At 58.2% G+C, this 12,470-nt stretch carries 11 protein-coding genes; 2 read left to right on the forward strand and 9 right to left on the reverse strand.

What is annotated here, in order from left to right:
• Positions 1 to 404: 404 nt before the first annotated feature.
• The 6 genes from msrQ to V9L13_RS16155 all read right to left on the reverse strand — a co-directional run bounded on the left by msrQ (position 405) and on the right by V9L13_RS16155 (position 6,380).
• Positions 405 to 1,016 carry a protein-methionine-sulfoxide reductase heme-binding subunit MsrQ gene (gene msrQ / locus V9L13_RS16130; protein WP_338800008.1) on the reverse strand — a complete coding sequence of 204 codons (612 nt, stop codon included), beginning with the start codon at positions 1,014 to 1,016 and terminating at the stop codon, positions 405 to 407.
• Positions 1,016 to 2,029, reverse strand: a complete 1,014-nt coding sequence (gene msrP, locus V9L13_RS16135; RefSeq protein WP_338800009.1) for a protein-methionine-sulfoxide reductase catalytic subunit MsrP — start codon at positions 2,027 to 2,029, stop codon at positions 1,016 to 1,018. Before msrP ends, msrQ begins: the two co-directional genes overlap by 1 nt.
• Positions 2,030 to 2,092: 63 nt before the next feature.
• On the reverse strand, positions 2,093 to 2,950 hold the full coding sequence (gene pssA, locus V9L13_RS16140) for a CDP-diacylglycerol--serine O-phosphatidyltransferase (RefSeq protein ID WP_003228213.1): 858 nt from the start codon (positions 2,948 to 2,950) through the stop codon (positions 2,093 to 2,095).
• A 146-nt stretch (positions 2,951 to 3,096) separates the two neighbouring features.
• Positions 3,097 to 4,113, reverse strand: a complete 1,017-nt coding sequence (ilvC, locus tag V9L13_RS16145) for a ketol-acid reductoisomerase (protein ID WP_003228216.1) — start codon at positions 4,111 to 4,113, stop codon at positions 3,097 to 3,099.
• Between the two features lie 48 nt (positions 4,114 to 4,161).
• Positions 4,162 to 4,653: an acetolactate synthase small subunit gene (gene ilvN / locus V9L13_RS16150; RefSeq protein WP_003205610.1), complete on the reverse strand. Its 492-nt coding sequence runs from the start codon at positions 4,651 to 4,653 to the stop codon at positions 4,162 to 4,164.
• Positions 4,654 to 4,655: 2 nt separating this feature from the next.
• Positions 4,656 to 6,380: an acetolactate synthase 3 large subunit gene (locus tag V9L13_RS16155; RefSeq protein WP_338800010.1), complete on the reverse strand. Its 1,725-nt coding sequence runs from the start codon at positions 6,378 to 6,380 to the stop codon at positions 4,656 to 4,658.
• Positions 6,381 to 6,779: 399 nt separating this feature from the next.
• On the opposite strand from V9L13_RS16155, the gene V9L13_RS16160 reads away from it, so the two are divergent.
• Positions 6,780 to 7,196 carry a DUF4124 domain-containing protein gene (locus V9L13_RS16160; protein WP_338800011.1) on the forward strand — a complete coding sequence of 139 codons (417 nt, stop codon included), beginning with the start codon at positions 6,780 to 6,782 and terminating at the stop codon, positions 7,194 to 7,196.
• Between the two features lie 89 nt (positions 7,197 to 7,285).
• Here the strand turns inward: V9L13_RS16160 and V9L13_RS16165 are convergent, their stop codons facing one another.
• The 3 genes from V9L13_RS16165 to mrcB are packed head-to-tail and all read right to left on the reverse strand — an operon-like array spanning position 7,286 to position 10,717.
• Positions 7,286 to 7,621 carry a YqcC family protein gene (locus V9L13_RS16165; protein ID WP_103521357.1) on the reverse strand — a complete coding sequence of 112 codons (336 nt, stop codon included), beginning with the start codon at positions 7,619 to 7,621 and terminating at the stop codon, positions 7,286 to 7,288.
• Positions 7,621 to 8,376 carry a hypothetical protein gene (locus tag V9L13_RS16170; protein WP_103484950.1) on the reverse strand — a complete coding sequence of 252 codons (756 nt, stop codon included), beginning with the start codon at positions 8,374 to 8,376 and terminating at the stop codon, positions 7,621 to 7,623. The genes V9L13_RS16165 and V9L13_RS16170 overlap by 1 nt, the downstream gene beginning before the upstream one ends.
• Positions 8,377 to 8,392: 16 nt before the next feature.
• A complete protein-coding gene (gene mrcB, locus V9L13_RS16175; RefSeq protein WP_103484951.1) occupies positions 8,393 to 10,717 on the reverse strand; it encodes a penicillin-binding protein 1B in 2,325 nt (774 codons plus the stop codon).
• Between the two features lie 116 nt (positions 10,718 to 10,833).
• Here mrcB and V9L13_RS16180 point away from each other — a divergent pair, with 116 nt between their 5' ends.
• Entirely contained in the window at positions 10,834 to 12,390 is a 1,557-nt protein-coding gene (locus tag V9L13_RS16180; RefSeq protein WP_338800012.1) for an AAA family ATPase, read from the forward strand.
• The last annotated feature ends 80 nt before the right edge of the window (positions 12,391 to 12,470 follow it).

Raw genomic sequence — 12,470 nt, forward strand, 5'->3', positions numbered from 1 at the left:
TTGTTAAAGAGCGGTTGGTTAAGATCTTTCGTCTCAACCGAGGCGCGCATTCTACAGCAGCCTCATTTGCTGTCAAGTGATTATTTTCAGAAGTTTTCGAAGATTTCTTCAACAACTTCAACCACTTGCGCTTCCGATCTCTCGTTAGCGGGAGGCGAATTCTACAGCGTTACACGCTGCTGTCAACACCTCTTTTTCTCCGCTTTCGACCGAGAAGATCGAACCGTCAAAAGAGCCAAACATCACCGCTCTTTCAACTCCTTCCAGGCTTCGATGAACTGAAGCAAGTCGCTGTCGAAAACTGCGTAACTCATTGAATCTCAAGGAGTTTTCCGTTTCGACTGCGCCGGAAGTGGGGCGAATTATAGACCTCCAGAATCTGCCGTCAACCGTTAATTTCAGTTTTATTGCAAAACCTGCTTTTTGCTCAGCAAACGCGGGATTCGACGCGCAACCGCAGGTACACGCATCAGCAAAAGCACCGCACCTATAAAGGTATAGATCGCCCACTCCTTGAGATCAGCACGCACGATCCACAGCATATGCAGCAATCCCAGCCCGAGAATCACATACACCAACCGATGCAATTTCTTCCAGCGCACACCCAAACGGCGCTGACTGTAGCGATTGGAAGTCACCGCCAACGCCAACAGACCAAGGAAACCCAACGTCCCCACAATAATGTACGGCCGCTTACGCAACTCCACGCCCAGCTGCGACCAGTCGAAACCGAGAATAAACGCCATATAGCTGAACAGATGCAGAACCACATAAGCAAAACACCAGAGTCCCAATTGACGGCGCACAGCAATCCACCCTGCCCACCCCGTCAATTTCTGCAGCGGCGTCATGCTCAACGTGATCAACAGCAATACCAGCGTCCCCAGCCCCAATCGATCAACCAGCACCTTGCCTGGATCCGGACCGAGCACATCGGCAAACGCCTGATAAAACCAAAGCAATGGCCAGATCGCCGCCGCAATGAAAACGCCTACACGCCAGAACGGGTATCGCATCAGTAGTTCTTCCGCAGATCGAGCCCTGCATATAAAGAAGCAACTTCATCCGCATAGCCGTTGAACATCTGTGTATCACGCACATTCGGCTTGAACAGACTGTTCGGCAGACGCCGTTCCCGCGCCTGAGTCCATCGCGGATGATCGACCGTGGGATTCACGTTGGCATAAAACCCGTATTCATCAGCCGCGATGCTCTGCCAGGTGGTCTTGGGCTGTTCGCTGACCAGACTTATCCGCACAATCGACTTCACACTTTTGAAGCCGTACTTCCACGGCACCACCAGACGCAGCGGCGCACCGTTCTGATTCGGCAACTCGCGGCCATACATGCCTACAGCCAGAATCGCCAAGGGATTCATCGCCTCATCAAGGCGCAAGCCTTCTACATAAGGCCAGTCGATCAGGGCAAAACCCGAGCGCTGCCCTGGCATGCTCTTGGGATCCTGCAGGGTTTCGAAGCGAATGTATTTGGCCTTAGAGGTCGGTTCGACCTGCTTGAGCAGCGCAGAAATCGGAAAGCCAATCCACGGAATGACCATCGACCACGCTTCAACACAGCGAAGGCGATAGATACGCTCCTCCAACTGGTACGGTTTCATGAAGTCTTCCAGCGCATAACGCCCGGGTTTGCCCACTTCCCCATCGACGACAACGCTCCACGGCTCGGTTTTCAGCGAACCGGCATTGGCAGCCGGATCGCCCTTATCAGTACCGAACTCATAGAAGTTGTTGTAATGGGTCGCGTCTTTATAAGGCGTGATCGCCTCATCCTTGACGTTGACTGCGCCCCATTTAGTAGAGGGGAGCTTCTCGGCAAACCAGGCAGGCGCCTTGCCCGGCTCGACATCGGCATAACGCGCCGCGTCTTCAGCGCTGGCCCAACGCGGCAGGCTGCTCACGGCGATACCGGCAGCGGTAGCTCCGAGCAATTGGCGACGAGAAAGATAAATGGATTCAGGCGTGACATCCGACTCATGGCAGTCGGACGCTTTGGGGATTTTGATCAGCATGGCAACTCCGCAGCTTTGGAGGACAGATGCACCCATAGACTGCGGAGTATGCGGGAAATTACATCACTCGGCGTTTTTGTGACGACGAAGATGCAACAGATATTGCACCGGGCCGGAAGCGGCGTAAGCGAGGAACACCAGCAGCAAAATGCGCGGTGGATCGCTGAACACCACGGCAAACACCAGTACCACGGCGAGAATCGCCACGAACGGCACACGACCCTTCAGATCCAGCTCCTTGAAGCTGTTGTACTTGATGTTGCTGACCATCAGCATGCCGGCAGCTGCCACCATCAGCGCAACCAGGAACGACATCTTCGAACCCTGAATGCCGTAATCGCTGAACGCCCAGACGATTCCCGCGACCACGCCGGCAGCTGCCGGACTGGCCAGACCGATGAAATAGCGCTTATCCGCCGTACCGACCTGGGTGTTGAAACGCGCCAGACGCAAAGCGGCACCAGCTACATAGATGAAGGCAACCATCCAACCGACCTTACCCATGTCGCCCAATGCCCAGCCAAAGGCCAACAGCGCCGGTGCGACACCGAAAGCGACCATGTCCGACAGCGAGTCATACTCGGCGCCGAAGGCACTTTGCGTATTGGTCATGCGCGCGACACGCCCATCAAGACCATCGAGCACCATGGCCACGAAGATTGCGATCGCGGCGAAGGCGAAATACTTGCTCGCGTTCGCAGAGTCCCCGGCGCTCAAGGCAGCCTGGGCACTCATCGAGTTGATGATGGAATAAAACCCTGCGAACAGGTTCGCAGTGGTGAACAGATTCGGCAGCAGATAGATACCACGATGCCGGACTTTACGACCTTCTGCGTCGTGCCCTTCCTCGACATGTTCATCGATGGGCAGCAGGCTTTCGGCGTCAGAAGCCTGGTTCGGCTCTTCGGGACGTTCGCTCATGGACATTACCTTGCAACGGTTTGGAAAGTTTCGACAGGTGCCTGTGACGACGGTTCGGCCACAAACGATGCAGCTTTATACCAGAACCATCGGTTTCAAACGAAAAAACGCGGCCGAAGCCGCGTTTTTCGTACAAGGATGACGACTTAGTTTTTGGCTTTGTCGACGATCTTGTTGGCACCGATCCACGGCATCATGGAGCGCAGTTGCTCGCCGATGATTTCGATACCGTGAGCGGCGTTGTTACGACGCTTGGCGGTCATCGAAGGGTAGCCGGTTGCGCCTTCGCTGATGAACATTTTGGCGTATTCGCCGTCCTGAATACGTTTCAGGGCATTGCGCATGGCCTGACGGGATTCGGCGTTGATCACTTCCGGACCGGTCACGTACTCGCCGTACTCAGCGTTGTTGGAGATCGAGTAGTTCATGTTGGCGATACCGCCTTCGTACATGAGGTCAACGATCAGTTTCAGCTCGTGCAGGCACTCGAAGTAGGCCATTTCCGGCGCGTAGCCAGCTTCAACCAGAGTTTCGAAACCGGCTTTGACCAGTTCAACGGTACCGCCACACAGTACGGCTTGTTCGCCGAACAGGTCGGTTTCGGTCTCGTCCTTGAAGGTGGTTTCGATGATGCCGGTACGACCGCCACCCACACCAGCTGCGTAGGACAGTGCAACGTTTTTGGCGTTACCCGAGGCGTCCTGGTAGATCGCGATCAGGTCAGGGATACCGCCGCCCTTCACGAACTCGGAACGTACGGTGTGACCCGGAGCTTTCGGCGCGATCATGATCACGTCGAGGTCGGCACGGGGAACAACCTGGTTGTAGTGGATCGCGAAGCCGTGGGAGAAGGCCAGGGTGGCGCCTTTCTTGATGTTCGGCTCGATTTCGTTCTTGTACAGCGAAGACTGGAACTCGTCCGGGGTCAGAATCATGACCAGATCGGCAGCAGCTACAGCGGAAGCAACGTCGGTCACTTTCAGGCCGTGGGCTTCGGCTTTGGCAACAGTGGCCGAACCTTTACGCAGACCGACGGTAACGTCGACACCGGAATCTTTCAGGTTGCACGCTTGAGCGTGGCCTTGGGAGCCATAACCGATGATGGCAACTTTCTTGCCCTGGATGATCGACAGGTCGCAGTCTTTATCGTAGAAAACTTTCATGAATTTCCCCTATATATCCAGGCCGTTCAGGCCATTCGCTAATTTGGTTTAGATGCTGAGTACTTTGTCGCCGCGGGCAATGCCGGTCACGCCGCTACGGACGGTTTCCAGAATCGATGCGGTGCCGATGGACTGAATGAAGCTGTCGAGCTTGTCGCTGGTACCGGTCAATTGAACGGTATACACGCTGGCGCTGACATCGACGATCTGTCCACGGTAAATATCGGTGGTGCGTTTGATCTCGGCGCGCTGGGCACCAGTGGCCTTGACCTTGACCAACATCAGCTCGCGCTCGATGTGAGCGCTTTCCGACAGGTCCACCAGCTTGACCACTTCGATCAGCTTGTTCAGGTTTTTGGTGATCTGCTCGATGATTTCATCGTGGCCCACAGTGGTCAGCGTCAGACGCGACAGCGTCGGGTCTTCGGTTGGGGCCACCGTCAGGCTTTCAATGTTGTAGTTGCGCTGCGAGAACAGGCCGACTACGCGAGACAAAGCGCCGGGTTCGTTTTCCAGAAGCAGGGAAATAATGTGCCGCATGATTAAGTACGCTCCGTCTTGCTCAGCCACATATCGCGCATGGAGCCGTCTTTGATCTGCATCGGGTAGACGTGCTCGCTGGTATCGACCGAAATATCGATCACCACCAGACGATCTTTCATGGCGAACGCCTCTTCCATCTTCGACTTCAAATCTTTCGAATCGGTGATGCGCACGCCGACGTGACCGTAGGCTTCAGCCAGTTTGACGAAGTCAGGCAGCGACTCCATATAAGAGTGCGAGTGGCGGCTGCCATAGCTCATGTCCTGCCACTGACGAACCATCCCCAGAACGCCGTTGTTCAGGATGACGATTTTCACCGGCAAGCCGTATTGCAGGCAGGTCGACAGTTCCTGGATGTTCATCTGGATGCTGCCTTCGCCGGTGACGCAGGCAACGTCGTCATCCGGGAAGCTCAACTTGATGCCCATGGCCGCCGGGAAACCGAAGCCCATGGTGCCCAGGCCACCGGAGTTGATCCAGCGGTTCGGCTTGTTGAACTTGTAGTACTGCGCAGCGAACATCTGGTGCTGACCCACGTCGGAAGTGATGAAGGCATCGCCCTTGGTCACTTCGCACAGGGTCTCGATCACGGTCTGCGGCTTGATCAGGCTGCCGTCGCCCTTGTCATAAGGGAACAGGCCGCGATCGCCGCGCCATTCATCGACCTGCTTCCACCAACTGGCAACGGACTCCTTGTTCGGGGTCTCGCCGATTTCCTTGAGAATCGCGACCATTTCGGTCAGGACACTCTCAACCGGACCAACGATTGGCACGTCGGCCTTGATGGTCTTGGAGATCGAAGCCGGGTCGATGTCGATGTGAATGATCTTGGCGTTCGGGCAGAACTTCGCCGCGCCGTTGATCACACGGTCATCGAAACGTGCGCCGACAGCCAGGATCACGTCGGCATGGTGCATCGCCAGGTTGGCGGTGTAGCTGCCGTGCATGCCGAGCATGCCGATGAACTGACGGTCGGTACCCGGGAAGCCACCCAGGCCCATCAAGGTGTTGGTCACTGGCAGGTTGAGAATTTTGGCCAGTTCGGTCAGCGGTGCGGAACCGTTGCCCAGGATCACGCCGCCACCGGAATAAAGCACTGGGCGTTTGGCCGCCAGGAGCATTTCTGCCGCTTTGCGGATCTGCCCGGAGTGGCCGCGAACGGCCGGGCTGTAGGAACGCAGCTTGGCTTTTTTCGGGAAGACGTATTCGAACTTCTCGGCCGGGTTGGTCATGTCTTTCGGGATATCGACCACGACCGGACCTGGACGACCGGATTGTGCAAGGTAGAAGGCCTTCTTCATGACTTCCGGGATTTCCGAGGCGTGCTTGATCATGAAGCTGTGCTTCACGATCGGCCGGGAGATACCGATCATGTCGGTTTCCTGGAACGCGTCGGTGCCGACCATGGTGCTTGGCACCTGACCGGAAATGATCACCATTGGAATCGAATCCATATAGGCGGTGGCAATACCGGTGATGGCGTTTGTGGCGCCTGGACCGGAAGTCACCAATACCACGCCGGCTTTACCGGTGGCACGGGCGTAGCCGTCAGCCATATGGGTAGCCGCTTGCTCGTGACGAACCAGGATGTGGGTCACTTCCGGTTCTTTGAACAGGGCATCGTAAACATGAAGGAGAGCACCACCAGGGTACCCGTAGATATATTTGACGCCTTCGTCACGCAAGAAGCGGACGAGCATCTCACCGCCAGATAAAAGCTCCACGTTGTTCACCTCTAAAACGCCAGAATACCGTCCACACAAAAGGGGCGGGTCTTAATAGGTTTACTTCTCGGCAGAGCATGAGCGACGGTGGTCGCCGACTACGTCAGCACTGACTGAGCAAGTATTGGGATCGTCCCAAGTGTTGCGGGCCTTTCCCACCCAGCGCGAGGTAACGCGTTGCGGGTGTAACAGGTCGACGCGGATATGCGCCTCATGATCTACCGAGTGGGTCTGCTTCTGGCAGTCCCTCTACAGCGGACTTTGGATTCTTCTGTTTCGCCCTCTCCAAGTCAAGCCGTCAATGTGCTTAATTGTGGGTAAGCACATGAGAACGCAAGAAAAAACCTGAAAACCGCTACTCTGTTAGTGTCAATTGCGCAATTTTGCCAAGGAATCAGCATGCGAACGCTCCTCGTCACACTGCTGATCGGTCTCAGCCCGTGGTGCATGGCCGGTCAGATCTACAAATGGGTCGATGCCCAAGGCGTCACTCACTTCGATGCGCAGCCGCCGCAAGGTCAGCCGGCGACGCCCATGCAGACGCCCTCCTCGCCCCCGCCGAAACCTGCCGCCATACCTGGCAGCGGTGCGTTGGGCGATCAGAAAGCCATCGACGACAAGGTGAAGAAGCAGGTGACCGAGCAGCAGGCGCAGCTCAAGGCGTTTTGCGAGCAGGCACGGACGAACCTGGCGCAATTGCAGAACAATCCGCGTTTGAGGGAGGAAGTGGAGGGAGAACTGAGGCGTCTCGACGATGCACAACGGCAGGAGCGCATTGTCGAAGCGCAGAAGCAGATTGCGCAGAACTGCGAATAGACACCTGTAGGAGCTGCGATCTTTTGACCTTGTTTCCAAGAGCAGATCGAAAGATCGCAGCCTGCGGCAGCTCCTACAGGGGATCGGTTCTAGCGGGAAGCGGTGATCAGCAGGTCAAACTCTTTGAGCAACACCTGCAATTGCCGATCCTTGCCCTGCAGATTGCGCTGGGCAAAGACCATTTCGGCCATTTCCTGAATGCCCGAGGCATTGGGTAACGGCAGATCCTGCTCAAGAATCATCTTCATCCGAGGCAGGAAGATCCATTGCAGCCACTGCTCGAAATCCAGCGTGTCGACCGAAAACGGCTCGACACTGCTCAAGGCTTCGACCGATGGCTGAACGTCATCCCACCAACCCTGCGCGCGCAGTTCGCGCTCGATCAACAGCAACTGATCGGCGATTTTCGGGAAACGGCGATCCATCACAGTGAAACCTTGGCCTTCTGACGGGCCTGAGCGGCGCCGGCGGAATCGCCTTGTTTCTCACGGGACTGAGCGATGATTTCCCACAGGTTGGCCTGCAAGTCCGGACGACCGTTGGCCATGGTCAGCGCCCGACGGGCGAACTGCTCGGCCTGTGGCGCATCACCTTGAGCCATGCGTACTTGCGCCAAGCGATACAGCACTTGCGGCTCACGCGGGGCAACGCGTTGAGCGCGTTCCAGGCTGGAAGACGCACCGTTGAGGTCACCACCCGCCTGCTGCTGTTGCGCGGTGGTCAGCAAGGCGAGCACCGGGCCATCGAGCTGTTCGTCAGCCGACAGACCGCCGCCACTGCTGGCCGAAGGAATGCCGCTTGGGGTCGAAGGCATGCTGTAGCTGCCGGAGTTGATCGGCGCCGACTCGACCGGCGACGGGTTGTACGGCCCCGCGGTGATACCGCCGGACGCTGGCCCCGGAACGATCGGCGACGAGCTGATCGGCGTCGAAGTTGTAGCGCCACCGCCCGGCACCATCACTACCACACCGGTGTCGCCTTGCGGGATGGCCTGGGATTGCGCCTGATCCTGCACCGGGCGTTTGACTGTCGTCTTGCGGAAGCCGCCGTTGGCCGACAGGCGTTCGCTGTTGGACACGGTCGTGCCGGCATCCACCACCGGGATCGAACCACGCTGTACGGTAGAGCAGCCGCTGAGCAAAGCCACGGCAGTCACCGCTGGAATCAACCACTTGTTCACTTGAAACCCTCTTTGCTTAATTCATCCAGCCCTTGACCCAATCCATCACCGACTCTGGCGAAGCAGGCGTTTCGCTTGCACACGAGGCGCCGGGTGGCGGTTCGCTGCCGCGAATATACGGCATCTGCACCGCCCCCGGACAGTTGGCATCGGAGCCTTGCCCGGTACGCGAATCGACCCACGCCTGGACGATGTTGTCCGGCTGCGGCATGTCCAGCGGCAGCGGATCGGCCTTGCGCATGAAACTGGTCCAGACCTGCAACGCACCAGTCGCACCGGTGAACGGGGTCTTGCCGTTGTCGTCACGACCCAACCAGACCACCGCCAACAGATCCTGACTGAAACCGGCGAACCAGCTGTCGCGCGAATCGTTACTGGTACCGGTCTTGCCGGCCAGCGTCAGGGTCTTGGGCAGCACGTTGTAAACCGAACTGCCGGTACCTTCACGCATTACCCGCTGCATGGCGTTCTGGATCAGGTAGATGGAGGCCGGATCGAAACGCTGTTGAATCTGGAACGGATAACGCTTGAGCGGTTCACCGTCGGCGGTCAGTACGCTACGAATCCCGCGCATCGGCGTATTGAAACCGCCGTTGGCCAGGGTCTGGTACATGGTCGCCACTTCGATCGGGGTCATGCCGCCAGCACCCAGCAACATCGACGGGAATGCCGGGAATTCCCGCGTAACGCCCAGGCGTCCCAAGGTCTTCAGCACGTTCGGCACGCCTACTTCCAGACCCAGACGCGAGGTCGACAGGTTGTAGGAATGCGCCAGCCCCTGATAGAGGAACACGGTGCCGTGGGAGCGACGGTCATAGTTCTGTGGTTTCCACACCTGACCGTCCGCACCCTTGACCGCCAGCGGTTCGTCCGACAGCCAACTGGTCAGCGTGTACTGGCTCGGTTTCTCCAGCGCGGTCAGATAGACCGCCGGCTTGATCAGCGAGCCTACCGGCCGCACCGCATCCAGCGCCCGATTGAAACCGGCAAAACTGGCCTGCCGGCTGCCGATCATGGCCTGGACTTCGCCGGTCTCCGGGTTGGTCACGACCATCGCCGCTTCCACGTCATCGGAGCCCTTGCGTCCGGCCAGGCGTTTAAAGGTGTCATTGACCGACGCCTCGGCCTTCATCTGCAGAATCGGGTCGAAACTGGTGAAGATCCGCAGGCCTTCTTCGGTCAAGTCTTCGTCGCGGTAGTCTTCGCGCAACTGGCGTTTGACCAGATCGATAAAGCCCGGGAACGAGCTGTCGGCGAGCTTGCCGCGAGTGGTGACACCCAGTGGCATTTTCTTCGCCGCTTCGACCTGTTCGGCAGTCGCCACGCCTTGCTGCTCAAGCACGTCGAGCACCAGGTTACGCCGCTCCAGCGCGCGCTCCGGGTTGCGACGCGGATTGTAGTAGGACGGCCCTTTGACCATGCCGACCAGCAACGCTACCTGATGCAGCTTCAGCTCGGACAATGGCTGACCGAAGAAGAACTGACTGGCCAGACCAAAGCCGTGGACCGCACGCTGACCGTCCTGCCCGACGAAGACTTCGTTGAGGTAGGCCTCAAGAATTTCCTTCTTGTCGTAGTGCAGCTCGAGCAGCATCGCCATCATCGCTTCGGTGAGCTTGCGGCTCAGGCTGCGCTCGTTGGTGAGGTAGAAGTTTTTCACCAACTGCTGGGTCAGCGTACTGCCGCCCTGGGTCATCTTGCCGCCAGAGGTATTGACCCAGATCGCTCGGGCAATCGACTTCGGCGACACGCCCCAGTGACTGTAGTAGTCCCGGTCTTCCACCGCGATCAGAGTATCGAGCAGGTACGGCGGCACCTGATCGATCTTGATCAGGATGCGGTCTTCAAGGTTTTTCGGATAAATGCCGCCAATCAACAGCGGCTCCAGCCGCACCACGGACAATTTCGCACCGTTGAGCCCCGAGAGTTCGGCCACATAGTCGCCGGAGAAGCGCACGCGCACTGGCTGGGCTTTTTCCAGGCCTTCATAGAACTGGAAGCCACGGGTGTTCAGATCAACGGTATTGCCGTTGACGGCAGCAGCGCCGGGGCCATTGCTCACGGCTTCGCGGCGATAGCCCAAGGCATCGAGCTCGGTGAGGAAATCTTCCTTGCTCAGCTTTTGTCCGACGAACAGCTCAAGCGGACGCGCGTATACCTTGGCCGGGATGGTCCAGCGCTTGCCGGAGAACTTCTCCTGCACCACGGCATCGAGGTAAACGGCGAAGCCAGCCAGCACCACAAGGCCGACCAGACTGAGTTTAATGGCCCAACCCAGCCATGGGCGCAGGCCCTGGGAAGGTGGTTTTTTCTTGGTACGGGGGGATCGAGTTCGAGTCATGGCGGCGGATTATACGCACTTTATTCATACTCAACAGGAGCGCTCCGAGGTTTGCGTCAGGCTGGCGAGCGGCCATAATGGCGACCTCGAATTTCCCAGTCTCTGAAGGATCGCCCGTGAGCCAGTCACTGATCGCTGCCCTGCAAAACCCGGCCCTCTACCCGCACCCCGTCGAAGGGTTCCAGGTCATCGAAACCCATATCTCGTGGGTGATCCTCACCGGCCCGTTTGCTTATAAAGTGAAGAAGCCGGTGAATTTCGGCTTCCTCGACTTCACCAGCCTCGAATCGCGCGCGCACTTCTGCGCTGAAGAACTGCGTCTGAACCAGCGCCTGACCGAAGATTTGTATCTGGACGTGTTGCCGGTGACCGGCAGTGTCGAAGCGCCACAACTGGGCGGCGACGGCCCGGTGATCGAATATGTGCTGAAAATGCGTCAATTCCCACAGACCGGCCTGCTCAGCACCTTGCAAGCCAACGGCGAGCTGACCACTCAGCACATCGACGAAATGGCCGAGCAGATCGCCAAATTCCACCTCAGCGCGCCAAAAGTCCCGGCCGAACACGACGCCGGCACGCCGGACAGCGTAATGGCTCCGGTGCGCCAGAACTTCGAACAGATCCTGCCGTTCCTCAGCGACAAAAATGATCTGTTGCAACTCGAGGCACTGAAAGCCTGGGCCGAAAGCAGCTTCGATCGTCTCAAGGCACTGTTCAGCCAGCGCAAGGCCGAGGGTTTCACTCGCGAATGCCACGGCGACATCCACTTGGGTAACGCCACTGTCATCAATGGCAAAGTGGTGATCTTCGACTGCATCGAGTTCAACGAACCGTTCCGCTTCACCGACGTCTGGGCCGACACCGGTTTCCTGGCGATGGACCTGGAAGACCGTGGTCTGAAATCCCTGGCCCGCCGCTTCATCAGCCAGTACCTGGAGCTGACCGGCGACTATCAAGGCCTGGAAGTGCTGAACTTCTATAAAGCCTACCGCGCACTGGTTCGTGCCAAAGTCGCGCTGTTCAGCATGCCGGCGGATGCCACCCCGGTGCAGCGCGCAACCACCCTGCGCCAGTACCGCAACTACGCCAACCTGGCGGAAAGCTACAGCACCATTCCATCGCGCTTCATGGCCATCACCCACGGCGTATCCGCTGTCGGCAAGAGCCACGTGGCCATGCGCCTGGTCGAAGCGCTGGGCGCGATTCGCCTGCGTTCCGACGTCGAGCGCAAGCGCCTGTTCGGCGAGCAAACCGTAGCCAACGACGTGCAGGCCGGGATTTACAGCGCCGACGCCAGCGTTGCCACCTATGCCCGCCTGCATGAGATTGCCGGAGTGATCCTGCACGCCGGTTTCCCGGTAGTGATCGATGCGACCTACCTCAAGCGCGAGCAACGCGACAACGCCGCTCAAGTCGCCGAAGCCACCGGCACGCCGTTCCTGATTCTCGACTGCAACGCACCGCAAGCCGTGATCGAGAGCTGGCTGGCGATTCGTCAGGCTGACAAGAAAGATCCTTCCGACGCCACGCTGGCGGTAATCGAGGCCCAGCAGGCCAGCCGCGAAGCGCTGACGCCAGAAGAAATTCTGCGCAGCAAACGCGTACAGACCAATGAAAGCGGGACCCTCGACACCGTAGTGGCGCAGATCCGCCAGCGCCTGCCAGGCCTGTAAGAAACTATTTCGGCCGTGAAGCCCTCGCTTGCTTCACGGCCGTCAAATAGTGGCACTATACTGGCGTCATAAAACCAACA

Source organism: Pseudomonas sp. RSB 5.4, assembly GCF_037126175.1.
Taxonomy (GTDB): Bacteria; Pseudomonadota; Gammaproteobacteria; order Pseudomonadales; family Pseudomonadaceae; genus Aquipseudomonas; species Aquipseudomonas fluorescens_H.